This window comes from Undibacterium cyanobacteriorum (genome assembly GCF_031326225.1).
In the GTDB taxonomy this organism is placed as follows: domain Bacteria; phylum Pseudomonadota; class Gammaproteobacteria; order Burkholderiales; family Burkholderiaceae_D; genus Undibacterium; species Undibacterium cyanobacteriorum.
In genome coordinates this window covers 1,204,855-1,227,235 of the sequence record NZ_CP133720.1, presented here as the reverse complement: position 1 = coordinate 1,227,235, position 22,381 = coordinate 1,204,855, and the positions used below count along the sequence as shown (strand labels likewise).

The 22,381-nt window shown below is 48.1% G+C and carries 19 protein-coding genes; 4 read left to right on the top strand and 15 right to left on the bottom strand.

What is annotated here, in order from left to right; translation table 11 throughout:
* The first annotated feature begins 166 nt into the window (after positions 1-166).
* Positions 167-583 (top strand): pilin, encoded by a 417-nt coding sequence (locus RF679_RS05055; RefSeq protein WP_309483126.1) that lies wholly within the window; start codon positions 167-169, stop codon positions 581-583.
* Between the two features lie 110 nt (positions 584-693).
* Positions 694-1,110, top strand: coding sequence for a pilin (locus RF679_RS05050; RefSeq protein ID WP_309483125.1), 417 nt, complete (start codon positions 694-696; stop codon positions 1,108-1,110).
* A 100-nt stretch (positions 1,111-1,210) separates the two neighbouring features.
* Here RF679_RS05050 and RF679_RS05045 read toward each other — a convergent pair whose 3' ends face one another.
* From RF679_RS05045 to RF679_RS05020, 6 genes are all read right to left on the bottom strand, one after another.
* Positions 1,211-1,801 (bottom strand): FHA domain-containing protein, encoded by a 591-nt coding sequence (locus tag RF679_RS05045; protein WP_309483124.1) that lies wholly within the window; start codon positions 1,799-1,801, stop codon positions 1,211-1,213.
* Positions 1,802-1,847: 46 nt separating this feature from the next.
* Positions 1,848-2,654, bottom strand: coding sequence for a Stp1/IreP family PP2C-type Ser/Thr phosphatase (locus tag RF679_RS05040; protein ID WP_309483123.1), 807 nt, complete (start codon positions 2,652-2,654; stop codon positions 1,848-1,850).
* Between the two features lie 26 nt (positions 2,655-2,680).
* Positions 2,681-3,409 carry a TerC family protein gene (locus RF679_RS05035; RefSeq protein ID WP_309483122.1) on the bottom strand — a complete coding sequence of 243 codons (729 nt, stop codon included), beginning with the start codon at positions 3,407-3,409 and terminating at the stop codon, positions 2,681-2,683.
* Positions 3,410-3,541: 132 nt separating this feature from the next.
* Positions 3,542-4,423: a succinate--CoA ligase subunit alpha gene (gene sucD, locus RF679_RS05030; RefSeq protein ID WP_212683648.1), complete on the bottom strand. Its 882-nt coding sequence runs from the start codon at positions 4,421-4,423 to the stop codon at positions 3,542-3,544.
* An 18-nt stretch (positions 4,424-4,441) separates the two neighbouring features.
* Positions 4,442-5,608 carry an ADP-forming succinate--CoA ligase subunit beta gene (sucC, locus tag RF679_RS05025; protein WP_373921738.1) on the bottom strand — a complete coding sequence of 389 codons (1,167 nt, stop codon included), beginning with the start codon at positions 5,606-5,608 and terminating at the stop codon, positions 4,442-4,444.
* Positions 5,609-6,295: 687 nt separating this feature from the next.
* The gene (locus RF679_RS05020) at positions 6,296-8,188 is read right to left on the bottom strand and encodes a DUF885 domain-containing protein (RefSeq protein WP_309483121.1); all 1,893 of its coding nucleotides are present in this window, start codon (positions 8,186-8,188) and stop codon (positions 6,296-6,298) included.
* Between the two features lie 316 nt (positions 8,189-8,504).
* On the opposite strand from RF679_RS05020, the gene RF679_RS05015 reads away from it, so the two are divergent.
* Entirely contained in the window at positions 8,505-11,057 is a 2,553-nt protein-coding gene (locus tag RF679_RS05015) for a glycoside hydrolase family 127 protein (protein WP_309483120.1), read from the top strand.
* Positions 11,058-11,189: 132 nt separating this feature from the next.
* On the opposite strand, the gene recX is transcribed toward RF679_RS05015, so the two are convergent.
* Both recX and recA read right to left on the bottom strand, forming a co-directional pair.
* Complete coding sequence (gene recX, locus RF679_RS05010) at positions 11,190-11,657, bottom strand: recombination regulator RecX (RefSeq protein ID WP_309483119.1); 468 nt, start codon at positions 11,655-11,657, stop codon at positions 11,190-11,192.
* Between the two features lie 183 nt (positions 11,658-11,840).
* Positions 11,841-12,875, bottom strand: coding sequence for a recombinase RecA (recA, locus tag RF679_RS05005; RefSeq protein ID WP_309483118.1), 1,035 nt, complete (start codon positions 12,873-12,875; stop codon positions 11,841-11,843).
* A 446-nt stretch (positions 12,876-13,321) separates the two neighbouring features.
* Between recA and RF679_RS05000 the strand changes: the two genes are divergently transcribed.
* Positions 13,322-13,933 (top strand): class I SAM-dependent methyltransferase, encoded by a 612-nt coding sequence (locus RF679_RS05000; protein WP_309483117.1) that lies wholly within the window; start codon positions 13,322-13,324, stop codon positions 13,931-13,933.
* 188 nt (positions 13,934-14,121) lie between these two features.
* Here the strand turns inward: RF679_RS05000 and RF679_RS04995 are convergent, their stop codons facing one another.
* The 7 genes from RF679_RS04995 to RF679_RS04965 form a co-directional block, all read right to left on the bottom strand.
* Positions 14,122-14,811 carry a hypothetical protein gene (locus tag RF679_RS04995; RefSeq protein WP_309483116.1) on the bottom strand — a complete coding sequence of 230 codons (690 nt, stop codon included), beginning with the start codon at positions 14,809-14,811 and terminating at the stop codon, positions 14,122-14,124.
* A gap of 221 nt (positions 14,812-15,032) precedes the next feature.
* Positions 15,033-16,658: an adenosine deaminase family protein gene (locus RF679_RS04990; protein WP_309483115.1), complete on the bottom strand. Its 1,626-nt coding sequence runs from the start codon at positions 16,656-16,658 to the stop codon at positions 15,033-15,035.
* A 69-nt stretch (positions 16,659-16,727) separates the two neighbouring features.
* A complete protein-coding gene (locus RF679_RS04985) occupies positions 16,728-17,573 on the bottom strand; it encodes an isopenicillin N synthase family dioxygenase (protein ID WP_309483114.1) in 846 nt (281 codons plus the stop codon).
* A gap of 33 nt (positions 17,574-17,606) precedes the next feature.
* Entirely contained in the window at positions 17,607-18,599 is a 993-nt protein-coding gene (locus RF679_RS04980; RefSeq protein ID WP_309483113.1) for a nucleoside hydrolase, read from the bottom strand.
* Between the two features lie 52 nt (positions 18,600-18,651).
* Positions 18,652-19,620 (bottom strand): ABC transporter permease, encoded by a 969-nt coding sequence (locus RF679_RS04975; RefSeq protein WP_309483112.1) that lies wholly within the window; start codon positions 19,618-19,620, stop codon positions 18,652-18,654.
* Entirely contained in the window at positions 19,613-20,710 is a 1,098-nt protein-coding gene (locus RF679_RS04970) for an ABC transporter permease (RefSeq protein WP_309483111.1), read from the bottom strand. Before RF679_RS04970 ends, RF679_RS04975 begins: the two co-directional genes overlap by 8 nt.
* A complete protein-coding gene (locus RF679_RS04965) occupies positions 20,707-22,227 on the bottom strand; it encodes an ABC transporter ATP-binding protein (RefSeq protein ID WP_309483110.1) in 1,521 nt (506 codons plus the stop codon). Before RF679_RS04965 ends, RF679_RS04970 begins: the two co-directional genes overlap by 4 nt.
* Positions 22,228-22,381: the final 154 nt, after the last annotated feature.

The following is a 22,381-nucleotide window of genomic DNA, read 5'->3' as shown; positions in this document are numbered from 1 at the left end:
CTATATCAAAGTCTCTGAATCTACGTTTTGACCTATGAAACACCAAAAAAAATAGTCGAAAGATTTTTCAAAACTTTAATTCCCCCTTCCAAAACGAAACCTGGCACGACATCTGCTAAAGAGAGAGTGGGGTTCCCACTCTTAACTTAAATAATTGGAGTTTCATATGAAAAATGTATCTAAAAAAGTTCAACAAGGTTTTACTTTGATCGAATTGATGATCGTTGTGGCGATTATCGGTATTTTGGCTGCAGTTGCTTTGCCAGCATACAAAGACTACACAGTTCGTGCGAAAGTTACTGAAGTTGTATTGGCAGCATCTGCTGGTAAAGATGCAGTTGCAGAGCACTACAACTACAAAGGCACATTGCCAACAACAGCTGAACTCAACCTCGGCACACAAGCATCACAATACGTTTCCTCTGTTGGCTGGAGTGGTACAGTTCTGACAGCAACTGCAACTGGCGAAACAAAGATCAACGGTAGCACAATCACTTTGACACCATCCGCTAGCGGCGACGTGTTGAATTGGGTTTGCTCTGGCACGATCGCTGCTCAGTATCGTCCAGCAAGCTGCAAGTAATTTACAGTTTAACGAGAGAAAAGGTCTCGTAAGGGACCTTTTTTTTCGGCTGAAACACAGAATAATAATAAGATATTTATTTATTTTTTAAAGAAGGATAGGGTTAAACAATGCATATCACAACAAGAAACTTTCAAAAGGGTTTTACTTTAATTGAGTTGATGATTGTTGTTGCGATCATCGGGATCTTGGCGGCAGTCGCATTGCCAGCCTACAAAGACTACACAGTGCGCGCCAAAGTAACCGAAGTCATGTTGGCTGCAAGTGCTGGAAAAGATTCGGTGGTCGAACACTTTGTAGTAAAAGGTACGCTACCGACAACTGCACAAATCGCTTTAGCGACACAATCTACTAAATATGTAAGCAGCGTAGGCTGGAGCGGAACAGTACTAACGGCGACCGCAACCGGTGAGACTAAGATTAACGGCAGTACAATCACATTGACACCAAGCGTTACTGGCGATGTTTTGAATTGGACTTGCTCCGGCACTATCGCAGCACAGTATCGTCCAGCCAGCTGCAAATAAACGCCTGAACATTAGATACATTCCCCCAATAAAAAAAGGTCTCCTCGGAGACCTTTTTTTATTGTCGCTTGCTCTTTTACTGCAAGCTAATTCAGCGTATTTAGTTGGCAGCCAAAACGAATTCCATTTTTGTACCAGATAAATCGATGACGTCACCACTTTGCAATAAACGTGGTCGAGCATCGAGGGATTCACTATTCACTTTCGGGAAAGCTTTCCCTTCCACGAAATTCAAAAAGAAACGATTATTTTCGTCACGTTTGATCGATACGACCAAGATTCCAGGGCTACCGAGTGTCACGGTTGGCTTGCTCAAGGTCATTTCTTTCCCTGCGTTGCTACCGGTGAGAACCTTGATCTTGCCAACTTTGGATAAATCATCTTGGCTTGGCACGTAATTATCGACTTCCAACTTGAATTGCAAACGATACTTACCCAACTCAATAATATCGCCATCTTGCAGCAAGTGTTTCTTGATAGGTTGGCCGTTGACCGAAGTACCGTTAGTACTTCCGAGATCTAAAATAAATGAGCCTTCGCTGGTGGTATCAATCGCGGCATGGCGACCGCTCACCGCGAGATGATCGAGCACAATATCGTTGCTAGGACGACGACCAATGTGTAGGCGTGCCTTATCAATCCGCACTTCACGCTGGACTTGACCATTAAAATTTACGACTAGTTTCGTCATAGAAAATTCACCAATGAACCAGAACTACTTATTCGAATTATGTTTATTAACTAGCAAAAATATACTCCATAAAGCGTCTTTCATGCAATTCTTTCACACGAAATAGCACAACAGAAATATTATCCAAACCACCCTGCCGATTCGCTAAGTACACCAAGGTCTTACAACAGGTATCGAGATCATTCGCGAGTTCACGCAGAATCAATTGAATCTGCGCATGATCTAACATGTCGGTCAGCCCATCTGAGCACAGCATATATAGATCGTCTGGCTGCATATCATGTTCATGCACCTCGACATCGATTTCATCGCTAGAACCAACTGCTCGCGTGATCAGATTCTTGATCGGAGAAAATTGTGCCTCGCTCGGAGAAATCAGGCCTGCATCGATTTGAGATTGCAAGACGGAGTGATCATGAGTAATCAATTCAAGCGCACCACCACGAAAACGATAAGCGCGTGAATCGCCTACATGCCCGATGACCAATCGATCGAGGTAACAGAGGGCCACGACGATTGTGGTACCCATGCCAAAGTTCTCAGGGTTCTGATTGGCTTGGTCGATCACCTTAGTGTTCGCTTCCGTCACCGCATCTTTAATCCACCGAGTCGGCGCGGAACTTTGCCAAGGCATATTGGGAAACCAGGTCGAGCTACGCAGCTCTTTGATCCGCTGAGCCACAATTTCAACACTCATTTGGCTAGCCACTTCGCCCGCATTGTAGCCACCCATTCCATCAGCCAATATCAGCAAACCTTCATTCGGACAAATGGCAATCGCGTCTTCATTGTGACTGCGTACGAGCCCTTTATCTGTATGACTAGCAAAATCGAATTTGGTTTGAGATGGCATTGATCAAAACTTGATTTGATAAACGTTTAGCTGGAACGCTTGCGTGCTTGCAGATGATTCCACATCGCATTCACAACGATCAAGCTGAGTGCACCGAGTAATCCCGCAACACTGAGCTTAACATTAATCACCGGTATTATGATCTGCAAGTGCAAAAATTCGTGTTGCATCATTGCAACCATACTAGATGCGCTCAATGCCATGCCCACTGCGATATAGGCCAGCATGCCTGCCCCAAACAATAAAATGACGGGAAAGCGGTCCAAGAGACGCAAGAAAACACTACTTCCAAATAGGATAAATGGAATGCTGACCATAACCCCAACAATCATGACAAATAATGGATTACTAGCACCACTAACATGAGCCGCACTCGCCACCGCCAACACATTATCGAGGCTCATCACAATGTCAGCGATCATGATGGTGCGAATCGCATGCATTAACTTATCATGTGCAGTGATATCTTGACTGTCGTCGTCTTCGATCAACATTTTGAAAGCGATCCAATACAACAAAGCTCCGCCCAAAATTTTGACCCATGTCCAATGCAAAACAAGGCTCGCGACTGCCAACAAAATAATGCGCGCAGCGATCGCCCCAACGGTTCCCCAGATCAAACCCTTACGACGCAATTCCGGAGGCAACTGACGGCAGGCCATGGCGATCACAATCGCGTTATCTCCACCCAGCAGGATATCGATCAAGATAATTTGACCAATGCTGACCCAACTAATGTCCGTCAAGAATTCCATAATACGACTCCAAACGCATCCCTTCTCGATCAAGAAGAAGGCGCAGACGCTCAAACAAAAAAGGGGAGCAATGCTCCCCTCATTCTTGGTTCAAGTTTAACTTAAAACCAAAATCAAAACCGCAACTGAGAATTACAGCATCGCTTTCAACAAGCGCGCCATTTCAGATGGGTTCTTGGTTGCTTTGATACCGCATTCTTCCATGATGTCCAATTTTGCTTGCGCAGTATCAGCACCACCAGAAATCAAAGCACCTGCGTGGCCCATACGTTTGCCTGGAGGAGCTGTCACACCAGCGATGAAACCTACCACTGGTTTCTTCATGTTGTCGCGTACCCAGTAAGAAGCATTCGCTTCATCTGGACCACCGATTTCACCGATCATGATCACAGCGTCTGTATCTGGATCATCGTTGAACATCTTCATGACGTCGATGTGTTTCAAGCCGTTGATTGGATCACCACCGATACCAACCGCAGAAGATTGACCCAAGCCGAGTGCTGTCAACTGGCCAACCGCTTCGTATGTCAATGTACCAGAGCGGGAAACCACGCCGATACGACCTTTACGGTGAATGTGACCTGGCATAATGCCGATCTTGATTTCGTCTGGTGTGATCAAACCTGGGCAGTTAGGGCCGAGCAATTTTGTTTTGCTGCCCGCTTTAGCCATGCGGTCTTTCAACATCATCATGTCGCGAACTGGAATACCTTCAGTGATACAGATCGCCAAATCGAGTTCCGCTTCAACGGCTTCCCAGATCGCAGCGGCTGCGCCTGCTGGTGGAACGTAGATGACGGAAACTGTTGCGCCTGTCGCAGCTTTCGCTTCAGAGACATTCGCGTAAATTGGAATGCCTTCGAAATCTTCGCCAGCTTTCTTAGGATTCACGCCCGCAACGAAGCAGTTTTTGCCGTTCGCGTAATCGCGGCACATACGTGTATGGAACTGGCCTGTTTTACCAGTGATACCTTGTGTAATGACTTTAGTGTCTTTATTAATCAGGATAGACATAGTGATTCCTTGCGATAATTAAGCGTTGGCAGCAGCTGCAACAACTTTTTGCGCTGCTTCTTCCATCGTGTCAGCGGAGATGATAGGCAAACCAGAGTCAGCCAACATTTTCTTACCGATATCTTCGTTAGTACCTTTCATACGTACTACCAATGGCACTTGTAATGACACTGCTTTTGACGCCGTGATCACGCCTTCAGCAATCACGTCGCAACGCATAATGCCGCCGAAGATGTTGACCAAGATCGCTTTCAAGCCTGGGTTTTTCAACATGATCTTGAAGGCTTCTGTTACTTTTTCTGCAGTTGCGCCACCACCTACGTCGAGGAAGTTCGCTGGCTCACCGCCGAACAATTTAATCGTGTCCATGGTCGCCATCGCCAAACCTGCACCATTGACCAAGCAACCGATGTTGCCGTCGAGGGAGATGTAAGCCAAGTCGAATTTCGATGCTTCGATTTCCGCTGGATCTTCTTCGTCCAAATCGCGGTAAGCAACGATTTCTGGTTGACGGAACAAAGAGTTCGCGTCGAAGTTGAATTTCGCGTCGAGCGCAATCACTTTGCCTGAGCCTGTCAAAATCAAAGGATTGATTTCAGCCAAGGATGCGTCTGTTTCCATGAAGGCTTTGTACAAACCTTGCAATTGCGCGCGTGCATCAGCAACGGATGCATCTGGCACACCAATCTTACGAGCGATGTCGTCAGCTTCAGCGTCTTGCAAACCAGCAGTTGGATCGATCGCGATAGAGTGAATCAATTCTGGGTGTTTTTCAGCGACTTCTTCGATGTCCATACCGCCTTCGGAGGATGCCATCAATACTACACGTTGACTGATACGGTCAGTCACCATACTCACGTACAGTTCTTTCTTGATGTCCGCGCCTTCTTCGATCAACAAGCGACGTACTTTTTGACCTTCTGGGCCAGTTTGGTGAGTCACCAACTGCATGCCCAAGATGGCGTCTGCGTATTCGCGTACTTGTTCCATGGTTTTAGCGACTTTCACGCCACCACCTTTACCACGGCCACCAGCGTGAATTTGTGCTTTAACGACCCATACTGGACCGCCCAATGTTTCAGCAGCTTTGACTGCTTCATCAACCGATAAACATGGGATACCGCGTGGTACGGTCACTCCAAATTTGCGGAGGATTTCTTTACCCTGATACTCATGGATTTTCATACGACTTCCCTTCAGACACTGAGGTATTAGTTAAAAAGTAAAACAAATCAAATCGGTACTACGATGCGCCCATCGTTCAATCACTTCGAATTCAATTTAATGTAAAACAGACCCTGTTGTCGCCATCCCCAAGGACAACCGGCGCGCAAACGATGCGAGCATGGTGCGGGAAAGTTTTGACAAGGGTGTAAATAACTGAAGTTCAAAAAAACGAACGAGAAAAGCGCGAGAATTTGCACTTACAAGAAGTGGACTATCAAGATGTGCGCAAGCAAACTCCGCCCGCCAAACACGCTGAGGGTGTTGAGCGCTTGAGTACCGGCGAGAACCGGTCAATTCAGCGAAGAATGTTGATAGTGGCATCATGCCCGAGGCGGCCATTTCAGAATAAAAAGCCACAATTGCGTGCGTTATCGCAGCTTCTACGATAACAGCCGCTCCTGCGGCGTTGCAAAAAACCTTCGGATTTTAGCACAGCTACCCCTCCAATTCCATTTGCAAGCCCTGTTTCAGCGCAAATTATGGGCATTTAATCACCGTTAAATGGGACGAAAGCCGCAACTTCATTATCAGAATTCCTACAAAAATGTAAGTTCGACCACAGTTAATTATCAATCAAACGATATTCGACTGATCGCCGAAACAACTGCGGTCGCCTTCACTAACACGCTCAATCGTTGACACAAACTATTTACTCGGTTTTTCTTTGTTCGCGCTTTTCGCTTTGCCGTCAGCGATAAATTGATCAATGCGCGCGTCCAACACCGACAAGGGTACCGAGCCTAAGGCCAAGATCGCATCGTGAAAAGCACGCAGATCAAAGGCACTTCCCAAAGCAGCTTCCGCACGCTTACGGTTTTTCCAAATCGCCATCGAACCTAAATAGTACGAATCCGCCTGCCCCGGCCAAGTGATATAACGATCGACTTCCGTTTCGATTTCATGTGCCGACAAGGCGGTGTTATCGAGGAAGTATTGCTGCGCTTGTTCACGGCTCCAACGTTTCGCATGAATACCGGTGTCAACCACGAGGCGGCAAGCACGCCACATTTGGTAACTCAACATGCCGAAGCGCTCGTAAGGCGTGGTGTACATGCCCATCTCGACACCAAGTCGTTCTGCATACAAGGCCCAGCCTTCACCGTAAGCCGAGATATAAGAATTTTGGCGGAACACGGGCAAGTTCTTATTCTCATTCGCCAACGACATTTGCATCGCATGACCCGGTGCAGACTCATGCAGGGTCAAGGCAGGCAAAGAATACAAAGCGCGCGAAGGCAAATCATAAGTATTCACCAAATACACGCCAGGACCACCACGGCCACTGGTGTAAAACGGCGCGATATCATCGGGCACCGGAATGATGGCAAAACGTTGGCGCGGCAAGAGCCCAAAATATTTGCTGGCTTTCGCATCAAACATTTTGGAAATCCACGCCGCGCGATTCAATAAATCTTGGGGTGTCTTGGCATAGAACTCAGGTGAAGTCCGCAAGTATTTGAGGAATTCGGGTAAGCCGCCTTGGAACTTTAGCTCAGCCATCACCTCATGCATCTCGCGACGAATACTCGCCACTTCATCGAGGCCGATTTGGTGAATCTCCTCGGGTGTTAAATCCAAGGTCGTGTAAATCTTAATTTGTGATTGATAAAAAGCGCGGCCATCGGGCAAATCATATGCAGCTGTTGAGCTTTGCGCATGAGGGAAATATTCTTCACGCAGGAATTTCAAAAGATTTGCGTACGAAGGCAAAACCTTTTGTTCAATGATCTTCTTGGCTTCTTGCTTCAAGGCTGCTTGTTTTTCAGCCGAAATGGACGACGGCATTTTCTTCAACGGGGTGAAGTACACATTATCTTCCACGGTCTTTGCATCCAACACTGAAACGACTGATGCATCGCGTCCGGTCAAACTGATCTTAGGCATAGAGAAGTTTCGTTTCAAACCAGCCCGCATATTGTCGATATGCTCGCCAAAATAGCGTGGGATATCAGCGATCTGACCGAGATAGTTTTCATAGTCTTTTTCGCTGCGCAAATCGCGCCGCGCGGCATCAGCCAGATTGCCCCAAAACGATGTATCACCATTGAAGGGGCGCTCGTACAGTTTGAATTTTTGGCCTAGATACAATGACTCAATCTGATTACGATACACCGCGAAATTAACTTTATCTTCCTCTGACAAATCGGCGACTTTGACGCCATCCAAATCACTCAGGACTTTGCGCCAAACCGCCTCCCGCTTGTCTTGCATGGCTTTTCGCACGACCGGCAACTTCGGCAGGAGCTTGTCTTGAGGACTGTCTTCATCGTCTGCCATTTGATGTTGGCGCCACTCCCATTCTTTGGTGTAGATCGCCTCAAAATCACGTGTCGCTTTATTCTTTGCTTGTGCTTGTACCTGAGCCTGAACTTGTACTTTAGAGGCTGAAGCAGACTTTGCTTTGTTATCCGGCGAGCTCGCGGTTTCTGCCGCCATCGCCGTGTTTGCCATGGCGCTGATGCTCAAGCTCAGGCTCACTGCAAATCCGATGGTCGCGAATGCCGTCACGATGGGCCGCGTGCGCATGTTCTGTCTCATATGTTCTCCTCGCTTGAACCCGTCTCGGGTGTTATTCGTTATCGAAATGTTTTTCACAACATCGTGGCAATCGAATCTTCTGGTTCGATTGTAGTAATCAAATGTTGGCAATCCAGATTCGGCCTTCGCTCAAACGCCGTTAAAGCCAGCAAAAACCACAGGTCTACGCTTAGACATTGCTGCTCGTGTTTAATTCAACTATATTCGAAGCAGCTAATTATATTCTAGATATATTTAAATATTCTGCGCATTTTGTCGCTGGTGGCGATACTTTCATCTGCCATCGCTCAAAAGAACACATACTTTTGGATCACCCATGACGGATACAACAAAACACAACTGGCGTCGGCGCCATCTACTCAAAGCAAGTGCAGGGGCGTCTGTCTTGGGGTCTCCGTTATTCAGCTTCAGCGCCGCTGCACAAACCGATGTGCTCATAAAAGGGACAGGCGTTGATGTCGCGAGTGAGCTACAAGTTGCCCGCCCAATTCCATTGGAACAGGTGCGCTTGCTTCCGTCCATTTATATGGATGCCCTCAAAGCCAATCTCGCCTACCTGCTTCGGCTTGATGCCGATCGCATGCTCCACAATTATCATCGCTTTGCCGGCCTCCCAACCAAAGCGAAAGCCTATGGAGGATGGGAAGCCGACACCATCGCGGGCGAAGCCTTGGGACACTACCTTAGCGCACTTTCTTTAATGTATGCACAGACCGGTGAAACAAGCATGTTAGCTCGTGTCGATTACATCATCGATGAGTTGGAACGTGTTCAAAACGCCCATGGAGATGGCTACCTTGGTGGCTTCATGCGCAAACGTGCTAACGGCGACATAGTCGATGGTAAGGAAATTTTTGCAGAGATTATGGCAGGCGATATTCGGTCTGCGGGATTTGATCTCAACGGTTGCTGGGTGCCGCTCTACAACTGGCATAAAGTGTTTGCGGGTTTGCTCGACGCACAGCGCTATTGCAAGAATCAAAAAGCCTTACAACTTGGGCTCGGCTTGGCGAACTATGTCGCCAAAGTGTTCGCAGCACTGGATGAGCAACAATTGCAACTCGTGCTTAACTGCGAACACGGCGGCATCAACGAAAGCTTCGCTGAATTATTTGTCCGCACTGGTGACCGCAGATGGTTGGCGCTCGCCGAAAGAATTTACCATCACAAGGTACTCGATCCGCTCGCTGAAGGCAAAGACGAGCTCGCCACCTTGCATGCCAACACCCAAATTCCCAAGCTAATTGGCTTGGCACGACTTGCCGAGATCACCGGCAAATCACACTACCGCAAAGCGAGCACGCAGTTTTGGCACAGCGTGACCGAGCATCATAGTTATGTGATTGGCGGCCATGGCGATCGAGAATATTTTGATGCCGCCGATAGTCAAGCCCAACATATCTCCGAACAGACTTGTGAAGCGTGCGGCACTTATAACATGCTCAAACTGACGCGGCACTTATTTAGCTGGGCGCCGCACAGCCAATATTTTGAGTTCTACGAACGTGCTCACCTCAATCATATCTTGGCGCATCAAAATCCGAAGACCGGCATGTTCACCTACATGACGCCACTGATGTCCGGTATGCCGCGCGAATTTTCGACCGAAGACGATAGTTTTTGGTGCTGCGTACTTTCGGGTCTAGAGAGCCACGCCAAACATGGTGATAGTATTTATTGGTCACGCGAGGCGACCTTGTTCGTCAATTTGTACATCCCCTCGCGTCTTGACTGGCAAGCGCAAGGACTGCAGCTAGAAATGACCGGTGCTTATCCCTACGATGAATTCGTCACTCTACGAATCACCCAAATCGATAGGCAAAACAAAAGGCAAAATCAAACTCCATCCCACGCGGAAACTCATCTCCAGGCGCAAGTTCAGTCTACGAAAGATTCGAACGCAAAGCTGACCCTCGCCTTACGTATCCCAACTTGGGCGAATGGTTTTAGTGCAGAAGTTCACGCCACTCAACACAATCACGCAGCGCAAACATCAAAGCGGTCGAATGCAGCAACAAAAAAATATTCGCACAGAGATAGCGATGGCTACTGCCGTATAGAACGCCGATGGCAAGTCGGCGACACGATTCGTCTGCATTTGCCCATGCAACTACGTTTTGAAAACGCCGCTGGCCGACCAGCGCAAGCTAGCGATAGTCCAGTCGCTCTCTTGCGTGGACCAACTGTCATGGCTGCCGACCTCGGCCCAGCGGACAAAGCCTATACTGCACCGGCTCCAGCTTTAGTGGGTGATTCGCTGCTCGGGAAATTCATACGTCTCAAAGGACGGACTTTACGTTATCAATCCATCGGTATCGTTCGTCCGAAAGACCAACAATTTCTACCCTTTTTCCAAATGCATGAAAGACGTGCGGCAGTCTATTTCCCACGCTTTAGCAACGCGCAATGGAAGGTCGCCGAACAAGAATATGCGCGCGAACAAAAAGAGAAACAGGACTTAATTGCACGCTCAGTTGACATCATGCATTTGGGTGAAATGCAGGCCGAGCGCGATCATCAATTGACTGCAGATATTTCTTATCCAGTGTCCTATCGAGGACGCAACGGGCGCGATGCACGAACCGGTGGATTCTTTGAATTCACGATAAAGGTCAAACCTGGACAACTTCATCTGATCGCCGCGTATTGGGGCGAAGAACGTAGACGACGCTTCCGCATCCTGATCGACCAAACTGAGATTCAATACGTCGAACTCAAAGGAGAGTTTCCCGGACAATTCATTGAACAAACCTACGTGATCCCAGAATCTGTGACGAATGGAAAAACATCGGTCCGAGTGCGCTTCCAACCAGAACAGGGTTACACCGCTGGGCCTGTTTTCGGCTGCCGGCTTGTACTGGCGAAGTAGTTGGGAGTTTTGAGTAATTACAGAGGGGCGCGGACCTCAGAAAATTTGCACATTTTGTGGTCGCGCGCTTTTGAATTTCAGACCACCAAGTGAAACATTTTCAGGCGTACGCGCTACTAACTCCCAACAAAATTACTCATCACTAAAATCCACATCGCGCTCGGCCCGCATCGCCTGCTGTACGGCGCGACTAGAAAAACCGCGCTGCATCAGAAACTTCATTTGTTTAGCCTTCGCTTCATGATCTTGCGGTGCGGTCGGGAATTTCTTATGCAAGACTTCGGTCGCACGCTCAATTTCAGTCTCTTGTAGCCTTTCTTTTACTTCGGCTATGTCGTCTGTGCTCAAATCATGGGCATGTAATTCCGCCATGATGCGCTGATTGCCAAATCGGCTTTGTCGGCGGTTCGCGAGTGACTCAGAAAATCGTTGATTCGACAGATACTTTGCGCGCTCAAGGAAATTAAGCACTTCCTCCAAATCATCACCCTCTTGCACATACGGCGTTAGTTTACGGGCCAACTCGACGCGACTATGTTCCCGCATCGATAAATAACGTAAGGCTCGGCCTTTTAAACTCAAAGGTGGTTTCTTGAACATCACTTTGTAATTCCAGAAGTGCTCAATTGGTCGACAAGTTCAACAAGGCTACATCGTGACTTAGTTATCCTCAGCGCACCGCTTCAAAAACAAATCGAAAACAAATCGAAAACAAAAAAAGTCGATCCTCCATGGCAAGGAAGATCGACTTAAGACTAACGTGAACTTTTACAGCGGAACGAATTATTCGTCAGCAAATGATGGCAAGAGCGGCACACCCAATTGCTCACGAACTTTATTCTCAATTTCGAACGCTAATTCTGGATGCTCGATCAAGAAGTTACGAGCATTGTCTTTACCTTGACCAATCTTTTCGCCGTTATAGCTATACCATGAGCCAGACTTCTCAACGATCTTGCAATCAGCGCCGAGATCCAAAATCTCACCTTCGCGCGATGTACCTGCACCGTACAAAATATCGAAATGGGCTTCCTTAAACGGTGGCGCCACTTTGTTCTTAACGACTTTGACCTTGGTTTCATTACCGATCACTTCATCACCAGATTTGATCGAACCAGTACGGCGAATATCCAAACGTACAGAAGCGTAGAACTTCAAGGCATTACCACCTGTGGTCGTTTCTGGACTACCGAACATGACACCGATCTTCATACGAATTTGGTTAATGAAGATCACCAAAGTATTGGTGCGATTGATACTGCCTGTCAATTTACGCAAAGCTTGCGACATCAAACGTGCTTGCAAGCCTGGCAAAGAGTCGCCCATATCGCCTTCGATCTCTGCTTTTGGTGTCAAGGCAGCAACCGAGTCAATCACCACCAAATCAACGCCGCCGGAACGTACCAAGGCATCGGTAATTTCCAAAGCCTGTTCGCCAGTGTCTGGTTGCGAAATCAGCAGATCACTCAAATTAACGCCCAACTTCTGCGCATAGCCCACGTCCAAAGCGTGTTCCGCATCGATAAATGCGCAAGTACCGCCCAACTTTTGCATCTCAGCAATCGCTTGCAAAGTCAGTGTCGTTTTACCTGAAGATTCTGGCCCGTAGATTTCAACGATACGGCCACGTGGCAAACCACCGACGCCGAGTGCGATATCCAAGCCCAAAGAACCAGTTGAGACAACTTGAACTTCTTCCGCAGCGGTACCATCAGCCATACGCATGACGGAGCCTTTACCAAACTGCTTCTCGATTTGCGCTAATGCAGCCGCAAGTGCTTTTGATTTATCTGCGTTATCTGATTTTCTATCGTCCATGTTCTCTCTCAACTCTCTTCAATTTACGTTGGCAACAAGTTGACTGCCTGCAGTCAACCACAATGATCAAAATATTCATTAGGCTTTGCGCTGACACTAGTTAAGAGACAAGTTATGCCTTTTCTAGTGCTTCTTATACAGCTTTTATACAGCTTTTTTTGCGCAAAACACTGTATGAACGACACTGTATAAAAAATCAGTGGTTTTAGCAAGCCCCATTTTCACTTTTTTTTAAGTGTGGGGATTTTGCATCGCTTGACCTTTGATCTTCTTGTTACTTTACTTCTCAGCTCAAACTTCAATTGCGCGTTTATAAACATGAGCTTTCATCCCCACTTAGTTTCGAAGAAATTGTTCAGATTCTCATAGCACTTGCTCTTCTGCCAAAACTAACGAACAATCAAAGTATTGATCCTGATCTTCATTACTACACGAAAGCTTTTCTCATGTTCTCGCTGTTCAAATCAAAATCCGATACGCCATCAAACTCGGCCACAACCATCAAACTCAACTTGGGTTGCGGCTTCAACAAACTGCCAGGTTTCGTCAATGTCGATAAATTTGACGCCTGCGCACCAGACGTGGTTGTGGACTTGGAAGTTCTTCCCTGGCCATTTGCGGATAACTCCGTGTCTGAAGTTTTATTGAGCCACGTACTCGAACATCTTGGTGCTTCGGTTGACGTGTTTCAAGGCATCATCCAAGAGCTGTATCGCGTGTGCTGCCATGATGCCGTGATTAAGATTTATGTGCCGCATCCAAGAAGCGATAATTTCATTAACGATCCTACTCACGTACGCATTATTACTCCCAGCCTATTAGGATTATTGGACATGGAAAACTGCGAGCTATGGGAACGTGAAGGCGCCTCGAATACGGCCCTTGCGAAATACTGGAAGGTAAATTTCAAACTGGTCGACACCAAGATTGTGCCAGAGCCCAAATACTTAGCTGCACTTGAAAGTGGACGTCTCAGTCAAGCCGAATTTCTCGAAATGGCCGAAACCCGCAACAATATCGTGACGGAATATCAGATGACTTTGCGGGTGGTGAAATAATCGCTATTCAGACATGAAAGGCGAATTCACAAACGAAAGATATCAATCCCTTGTCTCGAACAAGACTCGACGCATCAGCCTCCTTTGACATTTCACCTCGCCTTGAAGTGAGGCAGAGAATTTTTTCACAACAACGAGTAAAGTTAATTGTGATCTAAAACAGCACTGCTTTTTTGATCATAGGTTGGTTATTTCGGCGTGCTGACATAAATAGATCCAATACACTGAAGATAAGGTCGAGACATATCAAAAAAGAGCTCTGCCTGACTCCCACGCTTCTTGTAGTACTCTCGAGGCGACGCCATATGGCCCGACAACGTGGCAGCGATGACCATCTCCCAACCTGTAGCTTCTGCGAACTGACGAAATTGTGAAATGCCGATGCAGAAATAGGGGTCAAACCATATCTGGAAAATGACTTGCTCCGTGCTTTCATGAAGCTTCATGCCCAAAAACCAATCCCGACCAGGCAGTACAAGAAAAATTAGCTTATCGGTGTATCCAACTTGATCTTCATCGCGGGGCTTGTCAGGGACCTCAATTTGGAAAGCCTTCGTTACGACTTCCTTTCGTACAACACCATCTTTGGCTGCCAAGGCTTTTCCCAGATTTACGAGAAACTCTTGGGTAGTGAAAGGATATGGTGGGGAAAAATCTCTTGGTGCAGTGCCCTGGCTTTGGCTTTTGGTTTCGTTTTGGCTCGTACGATTCTCCAAAGACTTCTGGCTCTCTTTTTGGCTCACTATGGAGGCGAAACATGTACAAGGCACAATCAATGCACAAGCGAGGAACAAAAACGCGACGATGAATTCTCTGGCACTTCCGCGATTCGAACTGACCTTCGGCACAAAATTGACACTGGTCTCTCTCAAACTCATCAAGTGATTTCACCTCATCTTTGAACAACTTTGTAGATCGTTACAGCAATACCGTAACGAGTTAGTGAGCCATCGCGAAAGATTCCACCCGAGCTGGATTGACTACCCTACATCGATAAAAGAAAACTACACAGTCACATCAAAATGATGGCCTTAAAATATAGCAAACCCAAAATTCAACAGGCTCTGTACGACTCGTGTTACCGCTTTAATCGCAAAAATTAGTGCGGCAACCCTGCCACTTTCGCTTCAAACTGCAAGAATTTTTGATCAAGCAAACGCAGGTGCTTTTGTTTGTCGGCATCGGACAAGAAAGAGTAGCGGATGCTGTTGTAGACGATGCTTTTGAGTTGGTCGTAATTGGGCTGGTAACGTGAAGCAAACAAAATGTATTCGTTGCTCAAGTTATTGCGCGAGACGCCCATATCGTCGCTGCTGATCACCACCGGGATGCCATGACGTAGATACAAAGTTACGGGATGATTCGCTTCCTTCACACCCAAGATGAAGGAGTTACTGGTGAGATTGATCTCTATCGCCGTTTTGCGTTGTTTGAGTGCCGCGAGTAATTGCACTGCGTCTTTTTCGTAGGCGATATCAACGCCGTGGCCGATGCGTTCAGCGCCAGCAATTTCCAGCGCGTCACGAATATGTGATTGCAGATATTCTGGCGCAACCAAACCTAAATTCAATTCTCCCGCATGCATTGCCAAACGCGCTTTAGGGAAGATCGTTTTCAGGTAGCCGAACATGTGCATATGCAATTGATAGTCACGCAATGCAATCAAACCGTGTTCAGGGCCGACGATATTGATGCCGACGATTTTTGGATTGCGCTCGCTGGCAGCGAAGGCCGCATACAGACCTGCAAAGGTTTTGCCGGGTGTGGAGTTACGCGAGACATAGGTTTGCACGCGCAAATCAAAATCGGCGCTATCGATATCCTTGGTGTCTTGATTGACTTCCTCGACATAGGCAGCGATCGCGTCTTGTGCTGCTTTATCTTTCGCGAGGAAGCTAGAATACGCTGCGAAAATAGCGTGCAACTCGCTGACATCAAGCGCTTTCGCCGATGGTGTCGCTAGACTATTTTTTGCGGTAATGGCATCAAGGCGTGCCGAGAGCTCTGCGTTTTCAGTGATCGGCGCGCTCTTCAGCATGGTCTCAAGATATTGCTGATTTTCGGCTTGTGCACGCTCTTTGAGACTACGCAGACCAGCATTGGTGTTGAACTTGGAGACCGCACCGAAATACCCGAAGGTGTTGAAAAACTGTTGATCCGGTGGCAGTTGCTGATGTGTGTGCGTATCGAAATCGAGATCGGACCACGTCATTAACAATTCGCGATAAAACAAATTATCTTTGCGAATCGTCTCTGGCTTCCAACAATTTTTGGCAAGCTCAGGATCATTGATCGCTTTCACTTCGATTCTGAATTTTTCTTGCTTCGCCGCTGCATTATTCTCGCGATAGACGCAATAGCCCTGCGTCGTAACCCAATCCAAATACACTTCTGCGTAAAGAGCGCCCGTGTAATGATGATGGATATCACCACCTTTCGGTAACATCGTCATCAACATGGTTAATTCCGCACCGCGTTTCGAATGAGGCGCAATCAGGGACTGATAGTAAGCGCGTGTGGCTTGTAGATTTTTTTTGGCTTGTGCAGCTGAAATGCTGACGCTGTTTGAGCTACTGGAGCTACTAAAGTTACCTGCGGTTGCGGAACTCGACATGAGTTCAACCGACATCATCGGGGCCGCGAAACTTGCAGCCGACAATGAGGCCGAGAGAGAGATCAGAGTGAATGAGAATAAGGGGGATGAAACGAAGCTTATTTTTTTCATGATCTTCTCTCTCGATTTTTGCTAACTTGACGATAGCTCAGTGTTAGCTCAGTGCTAGCTCAATTGACCTTATGGATTCTTAGAGTGCAGTTCGTTCAAGCGCTCAGTCAAATAAGAACCGGCCGTATGACGTTCCGACAGCACCACGTCTGGACGTGGGTGCAAGAAGAGTGGCAATGATACACGTGACTTCTTGGCCTCTTCGCCCGTCGGATTCAAGACACGGTGCACGGTCGAAGGATAATAGCCAGCGGAAGCTTCTTGCAGCATGTCGCCGATATTCACAATCAACATACCGAAGTCACAGGGTACATCATGCCATTCACCATCTTTACCAATGACCTGCAAACCCGCCGCCGTCGCGGCCGGCAAGATCGTCAACAAGTTGATGTCGCCATGCGCTGCAGCGCGAACTGCACCAGGCTCTTCATCACCACGCAATGGCGGATAGTGCAGGACGCGCAACAAAGTTTGTTCGCTGCCTTCGATCATTTTTGGCAAAGGCATCGAGTATTTAGCGCGTACATCGTCTGGGGAATATTGCTCTACCCAGCTTAACAAGGTTGCCGCCAAATCCGAGGCTAGCTTGTAATACTGACTCGCGGTGTCTGACACCTCGGCCGGATAACGACCCCATGGGTAAATGTGGTAGAACTCTTTCAAATCACGCTTCGTAAAACCTTTTGCGGTTTCCGAGACCGTGGGAGAAAAATAGCCATCATATTTTTGGGGATCATAAGCATAATTCTTCTTCGCATCGCTTTGGAAGAAGCCATACCATTCCGCATAAATAGCGTTCAACATCTCGGAAGACAAAGGATGATTGGTCAACACGCCAAAGCCCGTATTGTGCAAGCTTTCAGCGAAATCTTTCGCCGCCGTTGGGCTGGTGAAATCAACTGGTGTAATTAACATAGAAACCTCAGGTTCAAAATGGCAAGACGACGATTACAGCACGAGCGGTGCTTGTAACCAATCGCTTTCTAACGTTTGTTTGATCAAGCTCAGACATTGCTCCGCATCGACTTTCATGCACACTGTCGTTTGCGGACGATGCTTTTCCCATCCTGCTTGGGCGTACTGCAAACCACCGTGACGGTCCATCATCGTTTGTCCATTACCCAAACCTTCTAACTGCACGCGAACACGGCCATCTTGGGTTTGAAATAATTGCGGTGCGACCAAATACACAAAGGTTAGGATGTCGTGACCGAAACAAGCGTGTCCCAAGTCGGGGCGTTCACGCAAATAAAAATCGCAATAGAACTGTGCGGCGTGGTTGAGCGTGTCCATCGCAAGATGGTGCTGGTGATGCTCTGCCAATTGGGTGAAATAGGTCGCTGGCATCACCACACGATGCGTCACATCGAGGCCAACCATCACCAAATTCCAACCTGCCGTAAATACCAAATCCGCCGCGTGCGGATCGTTCCAGACGTTCGCCTCGGCAACTGGGGAGACATTGCCAGGTTCTATCACGGTGCCAGCCATCATGATCACTTGTTTGATCAACTTCGGCAGCTCAGGTTCTAACTTCAGCGCCAAGCCCAAATTCACAAACGGGCCCACTGCCACCAAACTAATTTCACCGGGATAAGCACGCGCCATAGCAACGATAAACTCTGCCGCAGATTGACTCTCGGCTTGCCCCTGAACCGCGACGCGCGATGGCAAATTTCCTAAACCATCGTCACCGTGAATAAAACCGGGAGGAGTACCAGGTGCCTTCATCAAAGGTACCGCACCGCCACCAGCAACGGGAATCTCACGTCCGCAAATACGGCTCAAGTACAAACCATTGGCAGTCGCTTGTTGCACTGTCACGTTACCAAATGTCGTGGTAATGCCGATCACTTCAATCTCGGGATGAGCCAAGGCAAAATACAAAGCCATTGCGTCATCAACGCCTGGGTCTGTATCGAATATCACTTTATGAACCATGCTGGTCCACCTTTCATTAAAAGTACTACTTTGCTCTCTTTGTGCGGCTCGCTTAGCGCGATTTCACAAATGGCGTACCAAGCGCTTTCGGCGACACGGACTTCGCCATCACACCAGCCAAGACGATCACGGTCACCACATAAGGCAACATCTGGATCAAAGAACCAGGGATTTGTCCGACGACTGGGAAGGCAATCCCTTCCATTTGGATCTGCAATGCGGCGAACAGCGCAAACATCAAACAACCGGCGGCCGTTTGCAATGGACGCCAGTTACCAAACACGACCGCGGTCAAGGCTAAGAAACCATTACCTGCCGACATATCACGCAAGAAGAAGCCGCTTTGTACGATGGCCAAATACGAGCCTGCGAGTGAACACAAAACCCCACCCCACAACAAGGACATATAACGTGTCGCAGCAACGTTAATCCCAGCAGAGTCGGCGGCGTGAGGATTTTCTCCGACTGCGCGTAAACGCAAACCAAAACGGCTATGTGAAATCACCCAGTGCATGATGGGAATCAGCAAAAATGCTAAGTACACCAAAATCGTATGGCCACCCAAGAACTTACCGAAAAACCAATTCAAAGGTTCGATCGAAGACCACCATTGCGCCATTGGAAAATCCAACACCGCAAAGCGCGCAGAACCAAGATCTGGACTACGGCCACCGAGTTGGAAGAAATACTGGGCTAAAACGAAGGTCAAACCCGAGGCGGCGATATTGATGGCAATACCAAACACCAATTGATTACCACGCTGATTGATCGCAACATAGGCTTGCAATAAGGCGATCAAGCACGACACCGCAATCCCTGCCGCTACACCCCAATACGGGTTCTGGGTCAGGAAAGTGACCGATGCCGCAGCGAAGGCAGAAGACAGCATTTTGCCTTCCAAGGCCAAATCAATGACCCCACTACGCTCCGCGAATACGCCAGCAAAAGCGGCAAACAAAAGCACCGGTGCATTACGTATCATCGACACCAAAATGGTCGAAAATTGGAAATCTTCAAGCATGACGTGCTCCTTTCGCGTTCAAGGATTTCAAGAGACGTGCAAGCAAAGGCGCGTACATATTTTCCATCGCACCGCAGAACAAAATAATCATGCCCTGAATAAAGACAAAGGTTTCTGGTGGAATATTGGGCTTCTCAAACGAGAGGTCAAAACCACCCTGCATCAAGACACCAAACAAGGCTGCGGCAAGGAACAGACCCACCGGTTGTTGGCGTCCCATCAGCGCCACCGCAATCCCGACAAAGCCAGCACCAGCCGTGAAATTAAGACTCAAGTAATGGGTCGAACCAGCGACACTATTGACTGAAGCAAGACCGGCCAAAGCCCCCGAAATCAACATCGTGACCATGATGACTTTAGCGATAGAAATACCAGCATAATGCGCAGCATGTGGATTCTTACCAGCGGCACGCAAGGCATAACCCCAGCGTGTGCGCCAAACGACAAAACCGTACACGCCAAGACACACGAGACAGAGCAAAAAGCTGATATTCAAGGGATTGTCGCCAAGTGCCGGAATCAAGGTATTCAAGCGCGGCAACCAAGCGGTCTCGGCAAACATGCGACTCGCAGGATTTTGTTCCCCAACCGGAATCAGATAAGTGATGATGATAAAGTTCATCAGCGATGCCGCGATGAAGTTAAACATAATCGTCGTCACCACCACGTGACTACCACGACGCGCCTGCAGATATCCCGGTAAGAATGCCCAAGCTGCACCAAAAATCATCGCTCCGAGTATACCCATCGGTACCAACACCCAAGTCGGCATACTGGCATCGAATTGCAACATCAGGAGCGTTAAGCCGAGACCACCAAGATACATCTGGCCTTCACTACCAATATTAAACAAGCCCGCTTGCATCGCCACCGACACCGACAAACCTGTCAAGACATAGGTCGTGGTGTAGAACAAGGTGTAACCCAGTCCTTCTGGTGTACCCAAGGCGCTGTTAATCAAAATGCCGAGTGCTTCGCCGGGCTGTTCACCGAGCAAATAAATCACGCCTGCCGCGACCGCCAAGGCCGACAGCAAATTCAGCAGTGGTAAAACGATGTTGGTCGCCCAACGTGGCAAATCAGAATTCATTTATGCAGACCACCCATCAATAAGCCAATACGTGTCGTGTCATAGTCGGCAATCGCCACTTCACCAGTAATGCGGCCGCCTGACATCACGAGAATACGATCCGCCAAAGCACGAATTTCTTCCAGCTCAGCGGACACCAAAAGAATCGCGACGCCTGCGTCACGCAGCGCCAGCAATTCGGTATGAATACGTTGTATGGTGCCGATATCGACACCACGGGTCGGTTGACCGACCAATAAAACTTTCGGCTTGGCAGCGATCTCACGTGCCATCACCACTTTTTGTTGATTACCACCCGACAATTGGGAGATCCGCAAAGACGAATCCATGGGACGCACTTCAAACTGCTCAAGCAAGGCATCGCAAGCAGCGATACTGGCTTTTTTATCGAGATAAATCTGATCGCTTTGCTGGCCCAACAGGAGGTTTTCCCACACGCTAAATTCTTTCACCACACCATCACGCAAGCGATCTTCGGGCACATGCCCCAAGCCGAGGCGACGCAAAGTCGCAGGCAAACGTGGGTCTGCTTTGTTGAAGGAAATTGATTGGCCAGCTAAGGTGATACTTCCCTGCAGGTGTTCGGTCTTATCCAAGCACATGCCCGCAATCACTTCCAACAATTCGGATTGACCATTACCCGACACACCGGCGATCGCGACAATTTCACCGGCCTTGAGATCGAAATTAATATCACTCAACAAACTCACGCCTTGTGCATTTTTCAGCTGCAAATCGTGGACGCTCAACATCACATCGCCAGCATGCAAAGTTTGGCGAGGCAATTCCGTCACCACTTTTCGACCGACCATCTTGAGCGCTAAATCTTCTTTATCAGTTTCCGCGGTTTCTACGGTCGCCACCACGCCACCGGCACGCATCACTGTTACGCGATCAGTAATCGCCATAATTTCAGGCAGCTTGTGAGTAATCAGAATCACCGTCTTTCCCTGCTGCTTGAACAATTTCAAAATCGCGAACAGGGCTTCCGTTTCTTGTGGTGTCAATACCGCGGTTGGTTCATCAAGGATCAAAATATTGGCATTGCGATACAGCTGCTTGAGAATCTCGACCCGCTGCTGTTCACCAACCGATAAATCATGCACCAGGGCGTCCAGCTTTAGTTCCAAACCATACTCATTGCACAAGCGACGAAGGTCCTCGGCGATTTCTTGACGACGGCGCTTTAAGCGGAATCCACCTTCCATACCGAGCATGATATTGTCGAGTACGCTCATGGTCTCAACCAACATGAAATGCTGATGCACCATGCCGATGCCGAGCGCGATCGCTTCATGGCTATTCGGAATCGCACGCACTTGGCCATTAATCAAAATCTCACCTTCATCTGCATGGTAATAGCCATACAAAATACTCATGAGCGTAGATTTACCGGCACCATTTTCACCAATCACGCCGTGCACAGTGCCGCTGGCGATGGAAAAACTCACCGCATCATTCGCGAGCACTTTGCCGAAGCGCTTTGATATCTGACGAAATTCAACGGCATTAGACATAGGCAAACACAGATAAAAAAGGCTCCCCGGTGTGTTTGATTGGGAAGCCACGTTAATCAATTTAGCGTTCAATGATCGACTTGAACGCAATGGCTCAATTGCGATGTAATTGGGCCGTTCAACTTCTTATTTTTTACTGTCGATCGATTCAGTG

What these genes read in the sequence shown, in the direction of transcription:
- RF679_RS05055 (WP_309483126.1), top strand. Translation starts at nt 167, where the DNA reads ATGAAAAATGTATCTAAAAAAGTTCAACAAGGTTTTACTTTGATCGAA.
- RF679_RS05050 (WP_309483125.1), top strand. Translation starts at nt 694, where the DNA reads ATGCATATCACAACAAGAAACTTTCAAAAGGGTTTTACTTTAATTGAG.
- RF679_RS05045 (WP_309483124.1), bottom strand. Translation starts at nt 1,801, where the DNA reads ATGACGAAACTAGTCGTAAATTTTAATGGTCAAGTCCAGCGTGAAGTG.
- RF679_RS05040 (WP_309483123.1), bottom strand. Translation starts at nt 2,654, where the DNA reads ATGCCATCTCAAACCAAATTCGATTTTGCTAGTCATACAGATAAAGGG.
- RF679_RS05035 (WP_309483122.1), bottom strand. Translation starts at nt 3,409, where the DNA reads ATGGAATTCTTGACGGACATTAGTTGGGTCAGCATTGGTCAAATTATC.
- sucD (WP_212683648.1), bottom strand. Translation starts at nt 4,423, where the DNA reads ATGTCTATCCTGATTAATAAAGACACTAAAGTCATTACACAAGGTATC.
- sucC (WP_373921738.1), bottom strand. Translation starts at nt 5,608, where the DNA reads ATGAAAATCCATGAGTATCAGGGTAAAGAAATCCTCCGCAAATTTGGA.
- RF679_RS05020 (WP_309483121.1), bottom strand. Translation starts at nt 8,188, where the DNA reads ATGAGACAGAACATGCGCACGCGGCCCATCGTGACGGCATTCGCGACC.
- RF679_RS05015 (WP_309483120.1), top strand. Translation starts at nt 8,505, where the DNA reads ATGACGGATACAACAAAACACAACTGGCGTCGGCGCCATCTACTCAAA.
- recX (WP_309483119.1), bottom strand. Translation starts at nt 11,657, where the DNA reads ATGTTCAAGAAACCACCTTTGAGTTTAAAAGGCCGAGCCTTACGTTAT.
- recA (WP_309483118.1), bottom strand. Translation starts at nt 12,875, where the DNA reads ATGGACGATAGAAAATCAGATAACGCAGATAAATCAAAAGCACTTGCG.
- RF679_RS05000 (WP_309483117.1), top strand. Translation starts at nt 13,322, where the DNA reads ATGTTCTCGCTGTTCAAATCAAAATCCGATACGCCATCAAACTCGGCC.
- RF679_RS04995 (WP_309483116.1), bottom strand. Translation starts at nt 14,811, where the DNA reads ATGAGTTTGAGAGAGACCAGTGTCAATTTTGTGCCGAAGGTCAGTTCG.
- RF679_RS04990 (WP_309483115.1), bottom strand. Translation starts at nt 16,658, where the DNA reads ATGAAAAAAATAAGCTTCGTTTCATCCCCCTTATTCTCATTCACTCTG.
- RF679_RS04985 (WP_309483114.1), bottom strand. Translation starts at nt 17,573, where the DNA reads ATGTTAATTACACCAGTTGATTTCACCAGCCCAACGGCGGCGAAAGAT.
- RF679_RS04980 (WP_309483113.1), bottom strand. Translation starts at nt 18,599, where the DNA reads ATGGTTCATAAAGTGATATTCGATACAGACCCAGGCGTTGATGACGCA.
- RF679_RS04975 (WP_309483112.1), bottom strand. Translation starts at nt 19,620, where the DNA reads ATGCTTGAAGATTTCCAATTTTCGACCATTTTGGTGTCGATGATACGT.
- RF679_RS04970 (WP_309483111.1), bottom strand. Translation starts at nt 20,710, where the DNA reads ATGAATTCTGATTTGCCACGTTGGGCGACCAACATCGTTTTACCACTG.
- RF679_RS04965 (WP_309483110.1), bottom strand. Translation starts at nt 22,227, where the DNA reads ATGTCTAATGCCGTTGAATTTCGTCAGATATCAAAGCGCTTCGGCAAA.